The sequence below is a fragment of the Crystallibacter permensis genome (assembly GCF_025960875.1).
Lineage (GTDB): Bacteria > Actinomycetota > Actinomycetes > Actinomycetales > Micrococcaceae > Crystallibacter > Crystallibacter permensis.
In genome coordinates, this window is record NZ_JAODLR010000013.1 from 105,372 (window position 1) to 128,152 (window position 22,781).

The window sequence follows — 22,781 nt, forward strand, 5'->3', positions numbered from 1 at the left end:
GTCGCTATGGTAAGGGTCTAAGGCAACTAATTGGCGCCCTACGCGCCGACGACGACGTCACTACGCAGGAGGTTTCCATGTCATCCGTTAGCAGCAAGGGCAGAAATCCGGTCTCCGCTTTCATGCGTCCGGTCAATTCGCTGGTGGAGCGGTACATTCCCAGTGCCCTGGTCTTCGCGATCGTGCTGAGCGTGGTCGTGGCGATCATGGCCCTGATCCTCACCGACGCCGGGCCGGTCGAGGTCATCAAGGGCTGGGGCGACGGGTTGTCCGGCCTGCTGGCCTTCATGACGCAGATGGCGCTGATCCTGCTGCTGGGCCACACCTTGGCCAATACGCGGCCGGTCCGAAAACTGCTCTCGTTCCTGGGCGGCCTGCCGCGCAGCCCGGTCCAGGCCTATGTGTTCGTTTTTGTCATCGCGGCGATCGCCTCCCTGATCACCTGGGGACTCGGCCTGGTGGTAGGCGCGCTGCTAGCCAAGGAGGTTGCGGCCCAGCTGCGGGCCAAAGGCGTGCGGCTGCACTTCCCGATGCTGGTGGCGGCAGCTTTCTCCGGCTTTGTGGTCTGGCATATGGGCTACTCCGGTTCCGGCCCGCTGACCGCCGCCACCGAGGGATCCTTCCTGGCTGAGCAGATCGGCCGCACCATCCCGGTCAGCGAAACAACGTTCTCGCTCTGGAACATCCTCGCCGCGGTGGCCACCGTGATCGTGGTCGGCGGCGCGCTGGCCCTGGTAGCGCCGCGCGGCGATGACAAGATCGTGGAACTTGCCGTGGATGCCCGCGAGGGCGAGGCGGATCTGGGCGACGAGGTGGTCACGCCGGCCGACCGCGTGGACGCCAGCCGTATTCTGACCCTGGTGGTCGGAGTGGCGCTGGTGGCCTACCTGGTGATCCACTTCAGCCAGGGCGGTACGCTGACCCTGGATATTGTGAACTGGTCCTTCCTGACGCTGATCTTCCTGCTGGTGCGCAACCCGTTTGAGCTGATTGCGTTGATCAAGAACGCCGCGTCCAACGTGGGTGACATCCTGCTCCAGTTCCCGCTCTACGCCGGCATCATGGGCATCATGACCGCCACCGGGCTGATCACTGTGCTGTCCGACTTCTTCGTGAACGTTTCCACCCCGCAGACCTTCGGCTTCCTCGCCCTGCTCTCCGCCGGGCTGGTGAACTTTTTCGTTCCTTCCGGCGGCGGCCAGTTCGCGGTCCAGGGACCTATCATGCTCGACGCCGCTGCCCGGCTCGACGTGGATCCGGCGGTAGCCATCATGGCCGTGTCCTACGGCGACCAGTGGACCAACATGATCCAGCCGTTCTGGGCACTGCCGCTGCTGGCCATCGCCGGGCTGAAAATGCGGGACATCCTCGGCTACACCGTCATCACGCTGATCGCGTCCGGACTGGTGTTCTCCGCGACCCTGCTGATCGTCGGGGCCGGCTGAGCAGCCTGCGCCGGATCCCGGGAGCCTGTCCGGCTGCCGGGATCCGCTGCCGGGGTACGCAGCCCGGTGCCGCGGAGCCGGATTCAGCCGGTGAAGGCGAACCTGTCCCTGCCGGCGTACAGGCCGGTCACGGCCTGCGCCGCGGAAACCAGGCACAGCAGGATCAGCGAAGCTTCCCACTGGCCGGTGGCGGCGAACAGTCCGCCGAAGAGCGGCGGCCCGGCGGCTGCCAGCAGATAGCCGATGGACTGGGCCATGCCCGAAAGTGCGCTGGCTTCCCGGTGCGTGCGGGTGCGCAGTCCGAACAGCGCCAAGGCCGTCACCAACGAGCTGCCGCAGCCGAACCCGGCAACAAGAACCCACAGCAGCATGGCGCCGGGCAGGAGCAGGATTCCCAGCACGCCGGCAACAATCAGCAGCGGGGGCAACGCAGCCGGGAACCGCTGGTTTTTCCCCTTCAGGATCAGCGGGGTCAGGAGGCTGGAGACGATGCCGATCAGCTGGAACATCATCAGGTCCCAGCCGGAGGCCACATCCCCACGGCCGTGTGAACGTTCCAGCGTGGGCAGCCACGTGATCAGAATGTAGAACGCCATGGATTGCAGCCCCATATACAGGGTGACCTGCCAGGCGACCCCGGATCTCCACACGGATCCGCGGACAGGCGCGGGCACAGCGGCGTTGCGTTCGGCCTGGGCGGAGCTGGCGCGGACCCGAAGCCGGGGCAGCCAGACCAGCACGGCCGGAATGGTCAGCACCACGTAAATGACGAGGGCAAAGCGCCAACCGGCCGGTTCGCCGTCGTCAATTGGCAGCAGCGACAGCGGCACCGAGAGCCCTGCGCCGAGCGAAGCGATACCACCGAGCACTGCGGAATAGGCGCCGGTCAGCGTGGCCATCTTGTCCGGGAAGTCCCGCTTGAGGATCGCAGGCAGCAGCACATTGCCGACGGCGATGGCCGCACCGATAATGAACGTTCCCAGCCAGAGGTTGACGATGCTGCCGGGAGCCGGCCGCAGGAAGGTGCCTGCGATGAGCAGCAGGAGCGCGGTGAAAACGGTACGCTCCACCCCGAACTTCTCGCTCAGCCCGTGGGCCAGCGGTGAAATGACCCCGAAGGCCAGCAGCGGGACGGCAGCCAGCAGCCCCAGCGCCGCCGCGCCCAGGCCGGTGTCGGCCCCGATCTGATCCAGCAGCGGCCCGACGCTGGTGAGTACCGGCCGCAGATTGGCGGCAACCAGCAGCACTCCGGTGATGAGCATGCCGCTGGACAGCGCCCGACGCGCTCCGCTGACCGTATCCACCACTGCCCCACCCCGTTGGTCGTGCTTATGTCTTGCTGGCACCTCCGCCCGCATGCGGGCACAACAAGACTATGTGATGGGCAGCATAAGGGCGCCCGGTCAGACCGGGCGCCCTTATGCTGCTGCGTGTATCGGGGTTATTTGGTGTCCGCGGCTTCCGCCGCGTCGGCTGCTTCGCCGAGCATCGGCAGGAACTGATCCAGTGCCCACGGCAGGCTCAGCGGGGATGCGGCTGAGATGGACAGCGTCAGGGTGTTGTCCGAATCGGCAACCAACGCGTTATCTTCGACGGCGGGAATCTGGCTCAGCAACGGGTCCTCGATGACCTGCTGCTTGGTCTTGGCATCGGGCACCCAGGTGACGAAGATGTCGGATTCGAGCTCGTTGGCCTTCTCGGCGGACCACGGGATAAAGAACTCGCCGGAGTCGCTGGTGGCATTGGTGACGACGTCGGCCTGCTTCATGCCGATGCTGGTGAGGAACTTCGGACGGTTGTCGTTCATCGTGTAAACGTTGACGCCGTCACCCTTGGCGGGCTCCAGATTGCCGTAGATAAACGACTTGCCCGCCAGCTGCGGGTACTCGGAGGCCTCGGAATCGATGGTCTGCTCGGTCTCGGCGACCAGCTTCTTGGCTTCCTCGGTCTTGCCCAGCGCCTCGCCGATCATCATCGTCGAGTCCTGCCAGTCCGTGCCGTAAGCCAGTTCCGGATAAGCCACCACCGGAGCGATCTTGCTCAAGGTGTCGTAGTCTTCCTGGGTCAGTCCGGAGTAGGCGGCCAGAATGACATCCGGGGTCAGCGCGGCAATCTCATCAAAGGCGATGCCATCGGCTTCGGAGTACTGCTCCGGGGCCTTCTCGGAACCAATGGGAGCTCCGAGTTCCTCAAGCTTGGCATCCTTCCACGGCGTGGACTTATTCTCGTTTCCACCCCACTCGACTGCCGGCATTCCGACCGGCACGACGCCTAGCGACAGCGCTACGTCGTCGTTCACCCAGGAAACCGTGGCCACGCGTTCGGGCTGCTCTTCGATGACGGTCTCGCCAAAGGCATGCTCAATGGTCACCGGGAAGGCGTCCGAAGACCCTGCGGCGGTTTCACCCCCTGTGGAACCATCGGCGGGACCGGTGGAACAGGCGGATACGGACAGAAGAACAACGGCGGCTGCGGCAAGCATGCCGCGGACACGGGAAAGGGCCACGATGGGACTCCTCGGCTCAGAGGTAACGAACAAAAGTAAGGGTAGCCTATGCTTCGATTGAATAAGAAACAATCGCGTTACGTATTTATTGCGGGCCGCTCCTGGATCTCACACAACCGTCGGCTAGCACGTTTGCCTATCGGAGATAATGGTCTCGTGGAAGGAGCGCCCCCATGCCTGCAGTGCACTCTGTACTCGACACGCCCCTCGGCGAGCTCACCCTCGTGGCAGTCGCCGGGTCCCTGACCGGCGCGTATTTTCCTGCCCATAAACGGATGCCGGATACCGAGGCCTTTGGTCCCCGCGAGGACGCGGAGTTTATCGAAGCCAAACGCCAGCTGTCCGAGTATTTTGCCGGCGAGCGCACCGGGTTCGACCTGCCTCTGAATCCCAAGGGCGACGCTTTCCAGCTGAAAGTGTGGGATTTGCTGCAGAGGATTCCGTACGGCCAGACCCGCTCCTATGGACAGCTCGCCCGGGAGCTCGGTGACACGCATCTTGCCCAGGCCGTCGGCAATGCCAATGGCCGTAATCCGATCTCGATTATTGTGCCGTGCCACCGGGTTGTCGGAGCAGACGGCCGGCTGGTGGGTTATGCCGGCGGACTCGAGCGCAAAAGGTTCCTGCTTGAGCTGGAGGAGCCTGTGGAGATCAAAGCCGCAAAACTTTTCTAGGACGTAACCTCACATCATGAACTCCGGCAGCGTCTACACAGCATGAAACCCTTCGAGCAGCTCGTCACCGAGCATGGCGCGATGGTCCTGCGGGTCTGCCGCGCCGTACTGGGACCGGATGAGGCCGAGGATGCCTGGTCCGAAACGTTCCTGTCCGCCCTCAAGGCCTACCCCGAGCTGCCCGAAGATGCCAATACCGAGGCGTGGCTGGTGACCATCGCGCACCGCAAAGCCATTGACGTCACCAGGAAACGGTCGCGCAATCCACTGCCCATGGAAGAGCTGCCCGAACGTCCGTCCGCAGATCCGCCGGAAGAGGACCAGGATTTGTGGGATGCAGTGAAGGCGCTTCCGGACCGGCAGCGCGAGGCCATCGCATACCACTATCTGGCCGGCCTGCCCCACCGCGAGGTTGCCGCTATCACCGGTTCAACACCGGAAGCAGTCCGGCGGGCCGCCTCGGACGGCATCAAGAACCTCCGGCGGACCTATCTGGCCCCGGCTGCAGCGTCCGTGGCTCCAGTTCCCCTTCCGGTCGGCTCCGTGCCGGCTCCCGCCAGCATTTCCGTTTCGAAAGGAGAGACCCGATGAACACCGTTGAACCGGGATCCTCCGCCTTGCCGGCCCCGCTGCGGGCCGTTGATCCTGCCGCGCTCCGCGCACTTCAGACCCGGCTGGCGGCCGCTGCCGCCGAAGCCGGCTTGCTGGACTTGTCCTACACAACCATGGACACTCCTATCGGCAAACTGCTGCTGGCCGCAACCGACCAGGGCCTGGTCCGTGTCGCCTTCGACCGGGAAAACCATGACGCCGTGCTGGAGCAGCTGGCGGGCAAAATCAGCCCCCGGATCCTGCACTCCCCCGCCCGGCTCGCGGCCGCGGTGCGCCAACTGGACGAGTATTTCGCCGGGCGCCGCCGGGTGTTCGAGCTGCCGCTGGACTGGCGGCTGGCCAAAGGTTTCCGCCGCGAGGTGCTCGCCCACCTGCCGCAGATCGCCTATGGCCAGACCGAAAGCTACGCCCAGGTCGCCGCGGCCGCCGGCAGTCCCAAGGCCGTCCGCGCGGTCGGCACCGCCTGTGGCACCAACCCCTTGCCGGTCGTCGTTCCGTGCCATCGCGTGGTGCGCTCCGACGGCAGCTTCGGCGGTTATCTGGGCGGCACCGCTGCCAAGCAGCTCCTGCTCACGCTGGAGGCAGCGGCGTGAACGCACTCTTCGATCCTGTCCCGGCGGAACCCGTGGAGGTCGCTCCCGGCGCCGTCCATGTGCCCGGCTGGCTCAGCGTGGAACAACAGGCCGAGCTGGTGGAAGCCTGCCGCACGTGGGGACGCGGGCCGGTACCCTTCCGCGCGGCCAAGCTGCCAGGCGGGCATGAGATGAGCGTTCAAACCGTGTGCCTGGGGTGGCACTGGCAGCCCTACAAGTATTCCCGCGTGGCAGAGGACGCCGGCGGCGGCCGGGTGCTCGAGTTCCCCGAGTGGTTGGCCGAGTGGGGACGCAGGGCGCTGGCGGACGCCTACGGTCCTCGGGCGGCGGAGTCCGCGAGCACTACCTATAACCCCGACACTGCGCTCATCAACTTCTACGAAGACACGGCCAAAATGGGCATGCACCAGGACAAAGACGAGGAAACGGACCTGCCCGTGGTGTCCCTCAGTGTCGGAGACGACTGCCTCTTCCGCTTCGGCAACACCCAGACGCGAACCAAACCGTACACCGATCTCAGGCTCCGCTCCGGAGACCTGTTTGTCTTCGGTGGTCCCAGCCGATTCGCCTACCACGGTGTACCCAAGATTTATCCCGGCACCGCCGATCCGGCCTGCGGACTGGCATCGGGCCGGCTGAACTTCACCATGCGCGTCACTGGCCTGGCCTGACGAGCACCCGAACCGGCAGGAGATAATCGAGCCATGGAAAAAACCGCTTCCGGCGTCGTACTGTGCGAGGACGGGCTGGCCCGGCCAGCGTGGGCTGCCGTGGACCCGATGCTGCGCGACTATTACGACACCGAATGGGGCGTGCCCGTCCACGGAGAGCAGGCCATCTACGAACGGATCAGTCTGGAAGGATTCCAGGCCGGGCTGTCCTGGGCCACCATCCTGCGCAAGCGGCCCGCCTTCCGCGAGGCATTCAAAGACTTTCATCCGGACACGGTTGCTGCTTTCGGCGACGCCGAGGTCGAGCGCCTGATGCAGAACGCAGGGATTGTGCGCAACCGCGCGAAGATCACCGCCGCGATCACCAATGCCAAGGCGACCATCGCCCTGCGCGAGGACGGCGGACTGGACGGGTTTGTCTGGTCCTTCAAGCCGGATGCCACCCCGGCACCCCAAAACATAGAGCAGGTGCCCACCACATCCGCGGAGTCCATCGCATTGTCCAAGGCCTTGCGCAAGCGCGGCTTCGCCTTTGTCGGACCCACCACCATGTTCGCGCTGATGGAAGCCATCGGCATGATCGACACCCACCTAGTGGACAGCCACCGGCGCGGCAGCTCCGGAGTCTGGGGCTGAAAGCCGCCTCCCACGCTGGCAGGAGAACTGCAGCGCGCTTCCGCACCAGCCATTCAGGATTGCGGAACTGTCACAATTTCCGGCCGAATCACGGACCTGACAGCCGCGTGCCACAATGATTGCAGATGCCGGTGAACGCGCCCGCATCTGCCGGCCGGCAACGATGCTGTCCGGGCAAGACGTTGACACGTGCTGTTCGAAGGAGAAGTCGTGACCATACTTGTCGCCTACGCGCCGCGCCCGGAAGGCCGTGCCGCTCTGTCCAAAGGTATCCAGATGGCCACCGCCCAGAACGAGAAGCTGGTCGTTGTCAATGCCAGCCCTGGAGGCCCGACTAGAGATACCTCGCTGGCAGATGCGCACGACGCCGAATGGGTCACCCGCGAGCTGAACAACTCCGGCCTGGATGCCGAATTCAAGCAGTTTGTCCGTGGCAAGGACGCGGTGGAGGAGATCCAGGAGCTGGCCGAGAGCCTGCCTGCCTCGCTGCTGGTCATCGGCCTGCGCAAGCGCACTCCGGTCGGCAAACTCATCATGGGCAGCACCGCCCAGGAAATCCTGCTCACCGTGGACTGTCCCGTGCTGGCGGTCAAAGCCCGCTAAGTGGAGGTCTCGCTGGACGTCCTGCCTCCGTTCGATGCCGGTGCGGCGCTGGCGGCCTTGGCCGCCCATGCCGTGCCGGGCCTCGAAACAACGGACGTCGAGGCCGGCACCCACACGAGGCTCTTCGCCACACCGTCAGGCCCGGTCGCCGGCACTGTGCGCTTCGGCCCCGGCGGTCCGTCCCTGTCAGTGGAAACCGATGATCCCGCCACCGCTGCCATCATAACGATGGCGGTGCGCCGCTGGCTTGATCTGGACACGGACCCGGACACGGTCCGCGACGTACTGGGGCAGGATCCGCTGGTCGGTCCACTCCTCGCGGCACGTCCTGGCCTTCGGATTCCCGGTTACCTGGACGGCTTCGAAGGAGCCGTCTGCACGGTCCTCGGCCAGCAGGTCTCGCTTGCCGCCGCACGGACCTTTGCCGGCAGGCTCGTCAGCGCCTTCGGCGATCCCGGCCCCGCCGGCCTGCACCTCTTCCCGGCCCCTTCCACCCTGGCGGCTGCAGGAGCCGAACGGATCCAGCAGACCGTCGGGCTCACCGGAGCACGCTCGCGCACAGTCCAGGCCCTGGCAGACGCCTGTGCCGACGGCCTGGCCATTGATCCGGAAGGCGACCATGCCGGGATCCGCGGGCGCCTGCTCGCGCTTCCCGGCATCGGCCCCTGGACCGTGGACTATCTGGCCATGCGTGCACTCGGAGACCGCGACGCCTATCCGGAGGGCGACCTGGTGCTCAAACGTGCCCTTGGCGCCCGCTCGGTCCAGGAGGTCAGTGCCCATGGCGAGGCTTGGCGTCCCTTGCGCGCTTACGCTGTCTTCCAGCTCTGGACAGCCGCCGCCTATATTGCCTAACCCTCGTCCATGGCTAGGCGCCAGTGGAGTCAGCACGAACGCCCCGGGATCCAGCCTCCTCGATCCGTCGCAGCAGCCCCGCCGGAAGCTTGAGCTCCGACGCCCCGAGATCGGTCTTCAGATGCTCGGGCCTGACTGTGCCCACGACGGCGCTGGTGACGTTCTCGTTGTTGAGCACGAAGGCCAGGGCTATCTCACTGGCCTTGAGCCCTTCGACTTCGTTGATGAACCGGAACCTCCGGCCCCGGATGAACTTGGGCCGATGGTTCTTCAGGGCACGGGCCAGATACCACACGTCGCTGAGCGTCGTGAGCCTAAAGATGTTCCGCGAGTATAAGGTCTGGGCCAGCGGTGACTTGACTATGATCCCCATGCCTGCCGACCCTGCCCTGGTGATGAGCGGCTCCAAAGAACGGTCAAGCAGGTTGTATTCAATCATCAAGGCGTCGAAGATGCCGAGCTTCAGCGCCCGTTTCGCGCCACCGGCTCCCGTCGATAGGCCCAGCGCCCCGATCATGCCCTTGTCTTTGAGTTTAAGGACTGATTCGATAGCTGGATCGGCAGGGTGGGGAAAGCCGTGGAAGTCCAGCAGCGGCAGGTGATCCAGTTGCAGGCGCCTGAGACTCTCCTGCAGGCTCTGCTCAATGGCCCGCGGCGAAAAGTCCTTCACATTTCGCCCGCCGGACCACAGGGAACCGACCTTGGTGGAAATGATGAGGTCCCGTCCCCGGCCCTTGAGAATGCGGCCCAGGCGCTCCTCGGCGTTGCCGCGGCTGTAGTTGGGGCCGGTATCGAAAAGGTTGACGCCGCCATCCAGGGCTTGCTCCACCAGACGCCCCGCCTGCCGTTCGCTGAAAGCCTTCATGCCCCAGTAGCCGCCGGCACCAAAGCTGATTTCGGACACTAATAGTCCGGATTTCCCAAGCCCCCGCTGTTTCATTGACCCTCTTCATTGCTCCGGTGTGGCAGCACCAGCACCGACCGGTGGCGGCGATGCCGAGCAGTTGCCGGCCCACATCGGAGTGATTGTTCCCGACTCCCCAGGCCCACCGGACCGGGAGTTTGGGAATCCGGACTCCGGGTTAGAGTCCGTAGTAGCGGCTCAGCTTCGCCTCGTCCTCGGGAGAGAGACCCATTTCCGGTTCGATGTCGATCTCCGGGGAATCCTTGATGGTGTCATGGTCATAGGCCACGTGGACGTTTGTGCCTTCAACTCTCGCCCCGGCGAGCGGGATGAAGTGTTCGCGCGTTTCCAACAGTCCCAGCGCAACGGTGATCCATGCCAGCCGGCCCGTGTCCTTGTCCCGGTGGACCTGTCCTACCAATCCCAGCTTGTGGTCCTTGCTGTCCCACGCCGTAGCGTCCTGCAGCTCGTGGATATCCTGCCGTTGCGTCATCGGATGCTCCTTCATGATGGACAGCATGCTTTCCCAGTCAGAAAGTAAACTTACCCACGAACTTAGCAGTGACGCTTGACTTGTCAATTACCTTCCGAACGGCGGCTCGACCGAACCGCGGGAGTTTTACCGCGCCGTTACTTCGGGACGCCGTGCCGATTGCCGTGGCGCCGCAGCACCAGGGCCAGCAAGACGCAAAGCAGGTAACCGGCACCGACCACCACCCAGCCGGAGCGGAAGCTGCCGCTGCCTTCCAGCAGCAGACCCATCAGCAGCGGGCCTGCGGCGAACCCGGCATACATTCCCATCGAGACCACGCCGGAGGCAGAACCTACACGCGCCGCCGGCACCACCTTCATGACGCCGGCCATCACCACAACGTTGGTTCCCAGCACCGTGGCCCCGTGCAGCGCGACTCCAAGCCAGAGCAGCAGCGGGCTCCGCAATTCGCCGGCCCCCAGCAGCGCCGCCGCACCGAGCAGCGCGCCGAGCCCCAGCAGGACGAGCAGGGTGGATGCCCGCCTCCCCTTGGCCATCTCGCGACCCCACAAAATGCGCGATGTCACGCCAACCACGCCGGAGACGCCTGCGGCCACGCCACCAAGCAGCAGCGAGAAGTCCAACTCGCGGACGGTGAACAGCGGCAGATACACGTTGGTGGCCTGCATGCCGAGCCCCGTCAGCAACGCGTAGCCGGCAAACAGCCATACAGCCAGCGGATATCCCTTGGCTTGGTCCACGGTCGGCGGAGCAGCTGCGCGGCCGGGAGCCGCCGTCGTTATTGGCTTCTCCTCCGGCAACTGCCGCAGGCCGTACAGCAACAGCCCGACGGCGACGACCGCGGCAAGTGCGGTGGCTCCCTGCCAGCCCAGCCAGAGCGCGACCGGAGGGAAGAACAGGCCGGCGAAAAGCTGGCTGCCTTGTACGCCGGACTGTTTCACGCCGATCCAGCCGGGACGTTTGGTCGCCGTCACATGGTGGATGATGATGCGGTTGGTGGTGGGGTTCGAGATGGCCTGGGCGGGACCGGCGAGCAGCGCAGCGACGAGCAGGACAAAATAGTGGTGCGCCAGCGAGGCTATCACCAGGGCCACCGTGGTGCCGGCGAAGATCAGGATCAACTGCGCGCGGTTGGAAATGCGGTCGCTGAGCCGGCCCAGCCACATGCTGCAGACAGCCGCACTGGCAAAAATTGCCGTTGCCAGCAGGCCGAATTGTGACTCGCTGATGCCCAGATCAGTGATGATCAGCGGGCTCGTGGCGCTCAACCCGTAATTCAGCAGCGGGCCTACGCCCATGGCGCAGCTGAGGACAAACAGTAAGGCGCCGGTTGGCTGCTTGGTCATAGGTACTTGGTCTCCTGCTCGACTGGAGCCTTATCTGCTCCTTTGCAGGTTATCGCGCCCGCAAACCCAGCTCTGCCCGGCAACGCTATGACCCCGGCACTCTATGCATCGGCAGCGCTACGATTCTGGCACTCAGGTCCGACAGGCGGGTGCCGTGGCCTCTTGCGCGGCCAGAAGGGCGGGCTTGCAGATCGCCTCGATCTGGCGGTGGATGTCCTGCACCGGCCGATCGGCCTGCACGAGGCGGAAGTTGCCGAAGTCCGTCAAGCTGCGGTAGGCCGCGTCCAGGTCGCGCAGGTCCTCCAGCGTTTCGGTATCGGTGCCGCGGACCTGGATGCGCTCCAGTGCGCGGGCGGGAGAAATCTCGAAATAGAGCACGAAGTCCGGCCGGGGCACGAATTTCCGGAGCAGGCGCAGCAAGAGTCCCGGTTCGACCCCGCGTTTCGCGTTCGCCGCCAGCTGGCAATACAGGTACCGGTCGTGGATTTCGACGTCGGCAGGGGCAGTGGAGGCAAGGCTGCCGAGCAGGGCGAAGGCCCGGACCACCGTTTCATAGCGGCTGAGCAGCCGGGCACCGAGCATCTTTTCCGCGCTGCTACCGAGCCTGCGGGCAAGAGTATCCAGCGTCCGGCGTCCGCCGGGGTTCCGGCACAGCCGTACCTGAGCCCCGCCCAAGGTGAGCTGATCCGCCAGGTAACGCGCCGCCGTCGTTTTTCCGGCGCCGTCAATACCAATCAGTGCGATTCGCAACGGCGCGGACTGGCGATGGCGTGCTGGCATGGGCGGTGACTCCTTTCCTAGGCGGAGCATCTACTTTAGCGGGTTCCCATAGGGAGAGTCTGTGGGGTTCCTGAGTGAATACTGTTGGTTCCTGTTGAGCGGGCGCTTAGCAGAAACAGTCGAGACGGGAACGAACGACACACCGGCGCGCCAGTGCGATTCTGCCCGGCTTATCATCCTGGCCCAACTATGATCAACCTGGGCGGCCCCGACAAGGGGCCTGAGTTGGGGGAAGGTTGCGTGGAGGCTGACGAATCGTGGCGCGCCCGCGGGGCGCTGCGCCAGTTCAAACGTGCCGGCGTAGCACTGATTGCCGTCGCGGCGTTCTGGCTCTGGCTCCTGCTCGGCAGCGCAGGGTTCATCGCCGCTATCTTCGAATCACCCAAAGCAATGGTGGTCGTCTTCTACGGCGGCGCCGTGCTCGTTTTGGTATCCCTGCTCGTTGCCCTGACCGCCATCATGGTCCTTCTGGCCAACTGGCCGGACAAGTCCCAGCGCGAGGCCGCATACGGAACCATGCGTGAGCGCTCGAATGAGGCTATTGCCTTTGTGCTGCGGCAGCTTCGCATCAAGGCCCGCATGGTTCGAACCGGCTCGCCACGGCCAAATGGTTTATCGTTGCACGCGGTCCGCACCTATATTTCAGCGCGGCTCCCAGGTCTCCGTGCCCGGCTTCTTACTGCCGCCCGACGCACGACCGCGTCGGTTGTCCGGCCGGTTGCCGCCTGGACGCGACAGGCGACTCGCAGGTTCCGCCGTTCCGCCGCCCGCAGGATACCGGGTCTGCAACGTCAAGACGTACTCGGGGCAGGCGCCGGCCCGCTCTCCCGTGCCGAAGCTGCCGAAGCTGCCGAAGCTGCCGAAGCTGCCGAGATTCAGTCTCCCGCCGCCGGGCAGGATCGACCTGCGCGTGCACGCACGCCCATCCCGGTGCGGCGGCCTCCCATCCCTAACCGGCCGCCGGCTTCTGCCGCAGTTCCACAGCCGATCCAGGACCGGCGGGACATCGCCTCCTAAGAAGCGACGCATGGCTGCGCCTTATCTATTTGATGACCGCAGTCACTGTCCTGTGAGGCCAACTTCACCCGCTGTGGTGGCCGGATTCACCTCGTTTTGGTCAGTTGTGTCAGGCCATCTTAACTAAAATTGAATCAGGGCCACAGATCGTGTAGGCCCGCCTACTTCACACTTCGCTTCCCGCCTTTTTCAGGCACTCTACCTTTCGGAGGAAAAATGCTTCGCACTCGTCAGCACGTCGGTCACGATATCCTGCTGGCCCGTCACGGCCGCAGCATTGCGTCCATGCGGCTGGACCGTGCGTCGAACTCGGTGGTCGCCGTTCTGGATGACGGCACCGTGGACCGGGCCCCGAACCTCATCACCGCGGATCTCGCTTTGCCGGCAGGCCGGACAGGCCTCACCTCGGAGGACTGCAAGGTCCTCGGCATCATGTCGGCAGCCTGCGCTGGACTCGGCGCCCTCATGGTCGGCTCCGTACTGGCCATGGTGCAGTTCGGCGAACAGCTCGGCCTGACCGAAGCCGCCCAGTACCTGAGCGTCTACTAGCCCGCACCCGTCCGCTACGGCGAGGGCGAGCCGCCGTTGACGTTCAATGTCTCGCCCATGACGTAGCTGGATTCCGACGACGCCAGGAACACGTACGCCGGGGCGAGCTCGGTAGGCTGCCCGGCGCGCCCGATCGGCGTGGACTTTCCGAACTTCGGCAGGGCCTCCTTAGGCTGCCCATCGCTGACCTGCAGCGGAGTCCAGAACGGCCCCGGGGCAACCGCATTCACCCGGATGCCTCGCGGCGCCAACTGCTGCGCCAGGCCCTTGGTGAAGTTATTAATCGCCCCCTTGGTCGCCGCGTAGTCAATCAGGGTAGGCGAGGGCTGGTACGCCTGGATCGACGTCGTATTGATAATGCTGGAGCCGGGCTGCAGGTGCGGCAGGGCCGCTTTGGTGATCCAGAAGAATGCATAGATATTGGTCTTGAAGGTGGTGTCGAACTGCTCGTCGCTGAGGTCTTCAAGCTTCTCGACGGCGATCTGCCGGCCGGCGTTATTGACCAGGATATCCAGACCGCCGAGGCCTTCCACAGCGTTCTTGACCAGTTCGCGGCAGGTGTTTGAATCGGTCAGGTCGCCCGGCAGCTGGACTGCCTTCTGCCCCGCCTCCTCGATCACCCGGGCCACGACCTTGGCGTCCTCTTCCTCTTCCGGCAGGTAGGACAAGGCCACATCCGCGCCCTCACGCGCGAAGGCGATCGCCACCGCGGCACCGATGCCGGAATCCGATCCCGTGATCAGCGCTTTACGGCCCTTCAGCCTGCCCGTCCCGCGGTAGGTATCCTCGCCGCGGTCGGTATGGGGCACCAGTTCCTTGTCCAGACCGGGCTCCGGCTGGTCCTGCTTGGGCGGTTCGATGCTGGGATAGCGCTTGACGGGATCCTGGAAGGTGTATTGGTCCTGACCCATTACTGCTCCAATCCGGTAGGTAAAACTAAGCTTGCTTACCAGCCTATTGGTCACAGTTCGGGTGTCAATCCCGGAGCGCCGCGCGCGGCATGGAGATGTACTTGCCGCTGTGGCTGCGGCTAATGGGCGCACCACGCTGACTTCCACCTCAGGATCGTCCGGAAAGACTGAACGGCCGCGGCAATGCCGCGGCCGTCCAATCCATCTAAAGGGTTACCCGTGGTCTCTTAGCACTCCACCACGTTGACGGCCAGGCCGCCCATCGCGGTTTCCTTGTACTTGGAGCTCATGTCCTTGCCTGTTTCGCGCATGGTGATGATGACCTCGTCCAGCGAGACACGGTGCGTGCCATCGCCCCACAAAGCCATCTTGGCCGCGTTCACGGCCTTGGCGGCACCGATCGCATTGCGCTCGATACACGGCACCTGCACCAGGCCGCCAATCGGGTCGCAGGTCAGCCCCAGGTTGTGCTCCATTGCGATCTCCGCGGCGTTTTCCACATGCGCGGGGCTGCCGCCCATGACCTCGGCCAGGCCTGCAGCGGCCATGGAGGAAGCGGAACCCACTTCGCCCTGGCAACCGACCTCGGCGCCGGAGATGGAAGCCTGCTCCTTGTACAGCACACCGACGGCGGCGGCCGCCAGCAGGAACTTCACGATGACGTCGTCCTTATCAGCCTGCGTCGCCTTCTCCATGCCCGGAGCGTAGTGCGTGGCATAGAACATGACCGCTGGAATAATGCCCGCCGCGCCGTTGGTCGGTGCCGTGACCACCCGCCCGCCGGAAGCGTTCTCCTCGTTCACGGCCAGCGCCACGAGGTTCACCCATTCCTGCCAGTACTTGTGGTCCCGGTCCTTGTCTTCCTTGCGCAGCCGGTCATGCCAGTCAGGCGCCCGACGGCGGACGTTCAGTCCCCCGGGCAAGACGCCTTCGCGCTTGATGGCGGAGTCCTTGCATTCCTCCATCACCTGCCAGATGTGGATCAGGCCGGCACGGATGTCCGCCTCGGAGCGCGAAGCCTTCTCGTTGAGCATCATGATGTCGCTGATGCCCAGGCCGGTGTTGCGGCAGTGTTCCAGCAGTTCCGCCGCCGTCCGGAAGGGGTACGGCAGCTCCTCCTTGGAGGCGTCCAGCTCCCGCGCGGCTTCGTCTTCCTCGCCGTCGCGGACAATGAAGCCGCCGCCCACGGAAAAGAACGTTGCCTCGTGAAGGACTGCACCGGCGTCGTCGGTCACCTGGAATTTCATCCCATTAGTGTGCCGGGGCAGCACCGTGAGCGGATGCTGCACCATGTCCTCGACCTTGTAGTTCAGGACCACACCGGCCGAGCCCTCAATCTGCGAGCACAGCTGCAGCTCGCCGGTTGAGGCCATGTCTGCCAGTCGCGAATCTACTTCATCCGGCAGGATCTGTTCGGGGTGGAAACCCTCCAGCCCCAGCATCACCGCAGTGAAGGTGCCGTGGCCGCGGCCGGTAGCCGCGAGGGACCCGTACAGGTCCACCCGCAGCCCGGCCACGCGGTCCAGCACACCGGTTGAAACCAGCTCCTCGGCAAAGACGGCGGCCGCCCGCATCGGGCCGACAGTGTGCGAACTGGAGGGACCGATGCCCACGGTAAAGAGGTCGAATACGCCTACAGCCATGATGGCTCCTTAATGCCCTTCGGCGGCTTGCTGCCGCTTCCGGTTAGAGACGATGAATAACGACGGCGGTACCAGCGGCTGTTAGGACAGCTCGCCGCCGTTCTTGGAACTGTAATCCTCGGCCGAGAGCAGGGGGCCCTCTTCCGAAACGTTGACGGTGAACAGCCAGCCCTTGCCATACGGATCCGAGTTCAGCAGGGCCGGATCATCGATGGCGGCCTGGTTGACCTCGGTGATCTCGCCGGAAACCGGTGCGTAGATGTCGGAGACGGACTTGGTGGACTCCACCTCGCCGCAGGTTTCGCCGGCGGTGATCGTGGAGCCGACCTCGGGCAGGTCAACGTAGACCACGTCGCCGAGGGCGTCGGTGGCGACCTGCGAGAGGCCGACCTTGACCGGGCTGGAAGCATCCACCCACTCGTGCTCTTCGGAGTAACGCAGGTTGGAAAGAACTGTGCTCATGGGTAGAACCTTTCGAAAGAGGGGAAATACAGAAAGAACAGCGGCCGCCGGCAAAAATCCGTAAGCGCACCGCCGCACCGAGGAACGGGCGGCAGTGTCCTACGTCTGAATTATTGCCGACTGCTTCGCGGCAGGTTTGCTTACTTGTCGCGCTTGTAGAAGGGCAGTGCCACGACCTCGAACGGCTCGGGCTTGCCGCGCAGGTCAACGTCAAGCCGGGTGCCGGGTTCGATGTGCTCGATATCGACATAGGCCAGCGCTACGGGGTAGCCGAGCGTGGGGCTGGGCTGGCCCGAGGTCACTTCTCCGACGGTCTGGCCGTCCTTGGAGACCGGGTAGTGCGAGCGGGCAGCGCGGCGGCCAAGGCCCTTCAGCCCGACCAGCTTGCGCTTGGAGCCGCGTTCCTTCTGGGCTTCGAGCGCGGCACGGCCGACAAACTCGCCTTCCTTCTTCAGCGCGACGATCGGACCGAGTCCGGCGTCGTACGGGCTGACTTCCAGGGACAGCTCGTTGCCGTAGAGCGGCATACCGGCCTCCAGCCGCAGCGAATCGCGGGCGGCGAGGCCCGCGGGCACCAGATCGAAGTCCTTGCCTGCCGACAGCAGGGCGGACCACAGCGAAGCGGCGTTCTCGTTCGGGACGTAGATCTCGAACCCGTCTTCGCCGGTGTAGCCGGTGCGGGCCAGCAGCAGCCTGAGCGGAGCCCCGCTCACGGTGAAGTGGACCTCGTCCGCAGCGTAGTACTTCATCTCGGTCACCACGGCGTGGTCGGCCGCGGCCACCAGCTGCTTCAGGATGGCCACGGAGTTGGGTCCCTGGACAGCCACCAGCGAGATGGACGCGGTGACGTCTTCCACTGTCACGTCGAAGTCCCCGGCGCGCTCGGCCAGAGCCTCGGCCACAGCCTTGGCGTTGCCGGCGTTCGGCACCACGAGGAACTTCTCTTCCGCGCGGCGGTAGCTGATCAGGTCATCGATGATGCCGCCGTCTTCGTTGCAGATCAGCGAATACTTGGCCTTGCCCACCGCGACGGCGGAGAGCCGGCTCACCAGCGCAAAGTCGAGGAACTTCCCGGCGTCGGGACCGGTGACCCAGACCTCGCCCATGTGGGAGAGGTCGAACAGGCCGGCAGCCTGTCGCACGGCATGGTGCTCGGCCAGCTCGCTCTGGTATTTCAGCGGCATCTGCCAGCCGCCAAAGTCCGTGAAGGAGGCGCCAAGCTTCTGGTGCTCTTCATACAGGGCGGTGTACTGCTTCGTAGCGGTTTCAGCGCTCATGGTCTGGAACCTTCCTCTAGTTTGCGAACTCTTCGATGGGCGGGCAGGAGCAGACCAGGTTACGGTCGCCGGCGGCGCCGTCGATGCGTCCCACCGGCGCAAAATACTTGTCCTGCTTCAGGCTCGGCACCGGGAAGACGCCCTGTTCGCGGGAGTACTTGCGGTCCCAGTCGCTGCTGATGACAGCGGCTGCGGTGTGCGGGGACAGCCGCAGCGGGCTCTCCTCGACGCTGAAGTCGCCCTTGATGACCTGGTCGATCTCGCCGCGGATGGTGATCATGGCTTCGATGAAGCGCTCGATCTCGGCGAGATCTTCGGACTCGGTCGGCTCGACCATCAACGTACCTGCCACCGGGAAGGACAGCGTCGGGGCGTGGAAGCCGAAGTCGATCAGGCGCTTGGCAACATCCTCGGCAGTGACGCCGGACTTGGCGGTGAGTTCGCGCAGGTCCAGGATGCATTCGTGCGCCACCAGACCGTCGTTGCCCGTGTACAGCACCGGGAAGTACTCGTTCAGCCGGGAGGCGATGTAGTTGCCCGCAAGCAGCGCGGTCTTGGTCGCGTTGGTCAGCCCTTCGGCACCCATCATGGCCACGTAGGCCCAGGAGATCGGCAGTACGCCGGCCGAGCCGTACTCGGAAGCCGAGACCGGCACGCCCTTGCCTTCGTGCTCGGCCAGTGCGGCGTTGCCCGGCAGGAACGGCACCAAGTGCTCGGCCACCGCAACCGGGCCGACGCCGGGGCCGCCGCCGCCGTGCGGGATGCAGAAGGTCTTGTGCAGGTTCAGGTGCGACACGTCGCCGCCGAACTTACCCGGCTGGGCCAGCCCCACGAGGGCGTTGAGGTTGGCGCCATCGATGTAGACCTGGCCGCCGGCCGTGTGGACGGCGTCGCAGACCTGGCGGACATCGGCGTCGTACACCCCGTGGGTGGACGGGTAGGTGATCATGATGGCGGACAGGCTGTCCTTGTGCTGCTCGATCTTGGCGTTCAGATCGGCGTGGTCGATGGTGCCGTCCTGCGCCGTAGCGACGACGACAACCTTCATCCCTGCGAGCACGGCCGAAGCGGCGTTGGTGCCGTGGGCCGATGCCGGAATCAGGCAGACGTTGCGCTGCTCATCGCCGCGGGACAGGTGGTAGCGGCGGATGGCCAGCAGCCCGGCGTATTCGCCCTGGGAGCCGGCGTTCGGCTGGATTGAGACGCCCGCGTAGCCGGTAATGGTGGACAGGCGTGCTTCCAGATCCTCGATCAGTTCGCGCCAGCCCTTCGTCTGGTGCGCCGGAGCGAAGGGGTGGATGGAGGCGAACTCCGGCCAGGTCATGGATTCCATCTCGGCCGTGGCGTTGAGCTTCATGGTGCAGGAACCCAGCGGGATCATGGTGCGGTCCAGCGCCAGGTCCCGGTCCGAGAGGCGGCGCAGGTAGCGCAGCATCTGGGTTTCGGAGCGGTGGCTGTGGAAGACCGGATGCTGCATGTAGGAAGAGGTGCGCTGCATGCCCTGCTCCAGTCCGAAGCCCTCCGTCGCAGCCGACAGGCCCGCCGCGATATCCTCGGCTGCATCGGCCACACCGAATGCCTCGGCCACAGCAGACAGGTGCTCCGGCGTCGTCGATTCGCCGGTGGAGATGCCCACGTGATCGGCATCGATGACGCGCAGGTTAATGCCCTTGGCCTCGGCGGCCTTGATGACGTCGGCTGCCTTGCCCGGGACCTTGACCGTCAGCGTGTCGAAGAAGTGCTCGCTGACCAGTTCCAGTCCGGCGCCCTTGAGGACGGAGGCGAGTGCACGTGCCTGATTGTTGGCGTGCTGCGCAATGGCCTTCAAGCCTTCCGGCCCGTGGTAGACGCCGTACATGCCGGCGACGATGGCCAGCAGGGCCTGCGCGGTGCAGATGTTGGACGTGGCCTTCTCGCGGCGGATGTGCTGTTCGCGCGTCTGCAGCGCCAGGCGGTAGGCAGGCATGCCGGCGTTGTCCTTGGAGACTCCCACGAGGCGGCCGGGCAGCTGGCGCTCCACGCCCTTGTGCACAGCCATGTAGGCGGCGTGCGGTCCGCCGAAGAACAGCGGAACACCGAAACGCTGGGTATTTCCGACGGCGATATCCGCGCCCTGCTCCCCGGGAGGCGTGATCAGGGTCAGAGCCAGCAGGTCCGCAGCCACGGTGACCATGGCTCCGCGTTCCTTCGCATCCGCGATCACCTTGCTGTGGTCGGCCACATGGCCGGACACGCCCGGCTGCTGCAGCACAATGCCGGAGATCTCGCCCTCGGGAAGCCCAGCGGAGAGGTCGGCAACCTCGATCTCGAAGTCCAGCGCTTCGGCGCGGCCCTTGACGACGGCGATGGTCTGCGGCAGCAGGTCTGCGTCCAGTACGGTCTTGCCGTCGGCGTGCTTCTTGTTGGCGCGGCGCATCAGCAGCACGGCTTCAGCCACGGCGGTAGCTTCGTCCAGCAGGGAAGCGTTGGCGATTTCCAGGCCGGTCAAGTCGGAAACCATGGTCTGGAAGTTCAGCAGCGCCTCCAGCCGGCCCTGGGAGATCTCCGGCTGGTAGGGCGTGTAGGCGGTGTACCAGGCAGGGGATTCCACAACATTGCGGCGGATCACCGGCGGCGTGATGGTGTCGTAGTAGCCCTGGCCGATCATTTGCACGGCGGTGATGTTCTTGGCGGCGAGGGCGCGCAGATCCGCGAGGACCTCGGCTTCGCTGCGGGCAGCCGGCAACTCAAGCGGCGCACTCTGGCGGATGTCCGCCGGAACGGCCGTGTCGACCAGGTCTTCGAGGCTGGTGTAGCCAAGCTGCTTGAGCATGGTCTCGGCGTCGCTGTTGCGCGGGCCGATGTGGCGCTCGGCGAATGTCGCAATGGTGGGTTGAACCGTCATGAAGGAACTCCAGTTATTGGCTGGCACGGTGGTACCAGGTGGATCGGGTTCCTCCCCGCTCTGTATTGGACCTGAGAGATTCCGCGAAAACCTTTCCAAGTTCCGCTTGCACCGTCGGTGAGCCGCGCCGTAAAGGCCGACCACTTTCCAGAGTTGCCTGTCTGCGGCGGTACAGGGGCCTGAGAGATTCCTGGGGAGGTATTGCTCCTACGGCGCCCGCTGATATGTACCCAGCAGGACTCTCCCGCCGCAATTCGAAGGCAGTATGCAGTTATGACACTTTTGAAGTGCGTTCTATCTTCTTGAATGGTAGCCGGTGAGAGGGAACACAAACAAGGCGGCGCGTTGACTCATCAAAGATGCCCGCGTAGCTGCTATCGAAGAATCATTTGATAATGCCCGCGTAGCGGTGTGTCTGCCGGGCACGCGGTTGCGTGCCCGGCACTCTGAGCCATGGAGCTTACGATGAGCGAACGCAGAGCCGTCACGAAGACCATCGCCACCCGCTACGCCAGGGCGGACAGGGCCTCGAAGAAGTCCATCCTGGATGAGCTGTGCGCGGTGACCGGCTGGCACCGCGACCACGCCCGCAAGGCGCTGCGCCTGGCACTGGCGCTCAAGCCGGTCAGGGCTAGGCCCCCGCGGCCGCCGCTGTACGGCGAGGCGGTGGTCGAAGCCCTGCGGCTCTGCTGGGCGGTCCAGGGCACCCCGTGCGGGCGTCTGCTGGCCGCTGCGCTGCCGGACCTGGTCCCGCGGCTGCGCCGGTTCGAAGAGCTCCGGATCGATGACCAGACAGCCGGGCTGCTGCTGCGCATCGCGCCTGCCACGATCGACCGGCGGCTTGCCGGGGACCGGGCCAAACTCACCGTCCACGGCAGGTCGCATACCAAGCCCGGTTCCCTGCTCAAGGACTCGATTCCGATGCGGACCTGGGCCGAATGGGACGACGCCCGGCCTGGTTTCGTGGAGATCGATCTGGTCGGCCACGAAGGCGGGAATTCGCGGGGTGAGTTCTGCTTCACTCTGGACATCACGGACATCGCCACGGGCTGGACGGAGACCGTCTCGGTGAAAAACAAGGCCCAGAAATGGGTGTTCGCCGCGATCAAGGAGGCCACGGCGAAGTTCCCGTTCCCGATCCTCGGCTTAGCTTTGATCCACCGATGAGGTTCGGGTCGTCTTCGGCGTTTTAAACACGAAATGTCCGTCGTTTCAGGGAAAATTTGACTTACCACAGAACAAATTTCCTGAAATCGAAGGACATCTCGCAGATGCAAGTTTCCCATAATCGTTCCGCCGTGTCAGTTTCCTTCGACGAACCGAACCTCGTGTCCGCCGCCGGGCTGCTGCCGGTGATGACGTTGGCCCGGGACGCCGGATTGCAGGAGCTGGCGGATCAGTGGCTGTCGGTGCCCACCGACAAGGGCGCGAACGCCGGGTTGAAGATCGCTTCGCTGGTCGCGGGGATGGTCGCCGGCGCGGATTCGATCGATGACATGGCGCTGTTGCGCCACGGCGGGATGAAACGTCTTTTCAAGGCCTGCTACGCGCCGTCCACGCTGGGCTCGTTCCTGCGCTCCTTCACGTTCGGGCACGTGCGCCAGCTCGACGCGGTCGCCTCGCGTTTCCTGATCAATCTGGGTGCGCGGGCCCCGTTGCTGGGCTCCACCGGTCCGGAGGACTTCGTGTTCGTCGATGTCGATGACACGATCATCGAAGTCCACGGCTACGCGAAGCAGGGATCCGGCTACGGCTATTCCGGCGTCCGCGGCCTGAACGCGCTGCTGGCCACCCTCTCGACGAAGCACACCGCCCCGGTGATCGCCGCCCAGCGCCTGCGCAAGGGCGCGGCGAACTCGGGCCGCGGCGCCAAACGCCTGGTCACCGATGCCCTCTCCACCCTCAAAGGACTCCAGCCCG

The 22,781-nt window shown here is 64.9% G+C and carries 23 protein-coding genes and 2 riboswitches; of the genes, 12 read left to right on the top strand and 11 right to left on the bottom strand.

What is annotated here, in order from left to right; all coding sequences use genetic code 11:
* Nucleotides 1-77 precede the first annotated feature (77 nt).
* Entirely contained in the window at nt 78-1,445 is a 1,368-nt protein-coding gene (locus tag B0G38_RS15230) for a short-chain fatty acid transporter (RefSeq protein WP_264670186.1), read from the top strand.
* 83 nt (nt 1,446-1,528) lie between these two features.
* Here the strand turns inward: B0G38_RS15230 and B0G38_RS15235 are convergent, their stop codons facing one another.
* Nucleotides 1,529-2,752, bottom strand: coding sequence for a CynX/NimT family MFS transporter (locus B0G38_RS15235; RefSeq protein WP_264670187.1), 1,224 nt, complete (start codon nt 2,750-2,752; stop codon nt 1,529-1,531).
* A gap of 134 nt (nt 2,753-2,886) precedes the next feature.
* Nucleotides 2,887-3,927 (bottom strand): iron-siderophore ABC transporter substrate-binding protein, encoded by a 1,041-nt coding sequence (locus tag B0G38_RS15240; protein WP_264670213.1) that lies wholly within the window; start codon nt 3,925-3,927, stop codon nt 2,887-2,889.
* Nucleotides 3,928-4,124: 197 nt separating this feature from the next.
* Between B0G38_RS15240 and B0G38_RS15245 the strand changes: the two genes are divergently transcribed.
* The 7 genes from B0G38_RS15245 (at nt 4,125) to B0G38_RS15275 (ending at nt 8,595) form a co-directional block, all read left to right on the top strand.
* Entirely contained in the window at nt 4,125-4,625 is a 501-nt protein-coding gene (locus B0G38_RS15245; RefSeq protein WP_264670188.1) for a methylated-DNA--[protein]-cysteine S-methyltransferase, read from the top strand.
* 42 nt (nt 4,626-4,667) lie between these two features.
* Nucleotides 4,668-5,216 carry an RNA polymerase sigma factor gene (locus B0G38_RS15250; RefSeq protein WP_264670189.1) on the top strand — a complete coding sequence of 183 codons (549 nt, stop codon included), beginning with the start codon at nt 4,668-4,670 and terminating at the stop codon, nt 5,214-5,216.
* On the top strand, nt 5,213-5,830 hold the full coding sequence (locus tag B0G38_RS15255; protein ID WP_264670190.1) for a methylated-DNA--[protein]-cysteine S-methyltransferase: 618 nt from the start codon (nt 5,213-5,215) through the stop codon (nt 5,828-5,830). Before B0G38_RS15250 ends, B0G38_RS15255 begins: the two co-directional genes overlap by 4 nt.
* A complete protein-coding gene (locus tag B0G38_RS15260) occupies nt 5,827-6,501 on the top strand; it encodes an alpha-ketoglutarate-dependent dioxygenase AlkB family protein (protein WP_264670191.1) in 675 nt (224 codons plus the stop codon). The genes B0G38_RS15255 and B0G38_RS15260 overlap by 4 nt, the downstream gene beginning before the upstream one ends.
* A 33-nt stretch (nt 6,502-6,534) precedes the next feature.
* The gene (locus B0G38_RS15265) at nt 6,535-7,137 is read left to right on the top strand and encodes a DNA-3-methyladenine glycosylase I (protein WP_264670192.1); all 603 of its coding nucleotides are present in this window, start codon (nt 6,535-6,537) and stop codon (nt 7,135-7,137) included.
* Between the two features lie 210 nt (nt 7,138-7,347).
* Nucleotides 7,348-7,740, top strand: a complete 393-nt coding sequence (locus B0G38_RS15270; RefSeq protein WP_264670193.1) for a universal stress protein — start codon at nt 7,348-7,350, stop codon at nt 7,738-7,740.
* Nucleotides 7,741-8,595: a DNA-3-methyladenine glycosylase family protein gene (locus B0G38_RS15275; RefSeq protein WP_264670194.1), complete on the top strand. Its 855-nt coding sequence runs from the start codon at nt 7,741-7,743 to the stop codon at nt 8,593-8,595.
* 13 nt (nt 8,596-8,608) lie between these two features.
* Here the strand turns inward: B0G38_RS15275 and B0G38_RS15280 are convergent, their stop codons facing one another.
* The 4 genes from B0G38_RS15280 to B0G38_RS15295 form a co-directional block, all read right to left on the bottom strand.
* Nucleotides 8,609-9,499 carry an aldo/keto reductase gene (locus B0G38_RS15280; RefSeq protein ID WP_264670195.1) on the bottom strand — a complete coding sequence of 297 codons (891 nt, stop codon included), beginning with the start codon at nt 9,497-9,499 and terminating at the stop codon, nt 8,609-8,611.
* Between the two features lie 178 nt (nt 9,500-9,677).
* A complete protein-coding gene (locus tag B0G38_RS15285; protein WP_264670196.1) occupies nt 9,678-9,992 on the bottom strand; it encodes a PRC-barrel domain containing protein in 315 nt (104 codons plus the stop codon).
* Between the two features lie 137 nt (nt 9,993-10,129).
* Nucleotides 10,130-11,338, bottom strand: a complete 1,209-nt coding sequence (locus B0G38_RS15290) for an MFS transporter (protein WP_264670197.1) — start codon at nt 11,336-11,338, stop codon at nt 10,130-10,132.
* A 132-nt stretch (nt 11,339-11,470) separates the two neighbouring features.
* Nucleotides 11,471-12,118, bottom strand: a complete 648-nt coding sequence (locus tag B0G38_RS15295) for a dTMP kinase (protein WP_264670198.1) — start codon at nt 12,116-12,118, stop codon at nt 11,471-11,473.
* A gap of 240 nt (nt 12,119-12,358) precedes the next feature.
* On the opposite strand from B0G38_RS15295, the gene B0G38_RS15300 reads away from it, so the two are divergent.
* Together B0G38_RS15300 and B0G38_RS15305 are read left to right on the top strand one after the other, a co-directional pair.
* On the top strand, nt 12,359-13,135 hold the full coding sequence (locus B0G38_RS15300) for a hypothetical protein (protein WP_264670199.1): 777 nt from the start codon (nt 12,359-12,361) through the stop codon (nt 13,133-13,135).
* A 216-nt stretch (nt 13,136-13,351) separates the two neighbouring features.
* Complete coding sequence (locus tag B0G38_RS15305; RefSeq protein WP_264670200.1) at nt 13,352-13,684, top strand: hypothetical protein; 333 nt, start codon at nt 13,352-13,354, stop codon at nt 13,682-13,684.
* Between the two features lie 14 nt (nt 13,685-13,698).
* Here B0G38_RS15305 and B0G38_RS15310 read toward each other — a convergent pair whose 3' ends face one another.
* The 5 genes from B0G38_RS15310 to gcvP form a co-directional block, all read right to left on the bottom strand.
* Nucleotides 13,699-14,595, bottom strand: a complete 897-nt coding sequence (locus B0G38_RS15310) for an SDR family oxidoreductase (protein ID WP_264670201.1) — start codon at nt 14,593-14,595, stop codon at nt 13,699-13,701.
* Between the two features lie 227 nt (nt 14,596-14,822).
* Entirely contained in the window at nt 14,823-16,238 is a 1,416-nt protein-coding gene (locus B0G38_RS15315; RefSeq protein ID WP_264670202.1) for an L-serine ammonia-lyase, read from the bottom strand.
* Nucleotides 16,239-16,319: 81 nt separating this feature from the next.
* Nucleotides 16,320-16,700, bottom strand: coding sequence for a glycine cleavage system protein GcvH (gcvH, locus tag B0G38_RS15320; RefSeq protein WP_264670203.1), 381 nt, complete (start codon nt 16,698-16,700; stop codon nt 16,320-16,322).
* Between the two features lie 140 nt (nt 16,701-16,840).
* Nucleotides 16,841-17,977: a glycine cleavage system aminomethyltransferase GcvT gene (gene gcvT / locus B0G38_RS15325; RefSeq protein WP_264670204.1), complete on the bottom strand. Its 1,137-nt coding sequence runs from the start codon at nt 17,975-17,977 to the stop codon at nt 16,841-16,843.
* Nucleotides 17,978-17,993: 16 nt separating this feature from the next.
* Nucleotides 17,994-20,861 (bottom strand): aminomethyl-transferring glycine dehydrogenase, encoded by a 2,868-nt coding sequence (gene gcvP / locus B0G38_RS15330; protein WP_264670205.1) that lies wholly within the window; start codon nt 20,859-20,861, stop codon nt 17,994-17,996.
* Nucleotides 20,862-20,911: 50 nt separating this feature from the next.
* Nucleotides 20,912-21,018: riboswitch (glycine riboswitch) on the bottom strand.
* A riboswitch (glycine riboswitch) is annotated at nt 21,019-21,118 on the bottom strand.
* Nucleotides 21,119-21,326: 208 nt separating this feature from the next.
* Between gcvP and B0G38_RS15335 the strand changes: the two genes are divergently transcribed.
* Nucleotides 21,327-22,028 carry a hypothetical protein gene (locus B0G38_RS15335; RefSeq protein WP_264670206.1) on the top strand — a complete coding sequence of 234 codons (702 nt, stop codon included), beginning with the start codon at nt 21,327-21,329 and terminating at the stop codon, nt 22,026-22,028.
* 104 nt (nt 22,029-22,132) lie between these two features.
* A partial coding sequence (locus tag B0G38_RS15340; RefSeq protein WP_461610104.1) for a transposase family protein occupies nt 22,133-22,781 on the top strand: 649 nt, incomplete at its 3' end.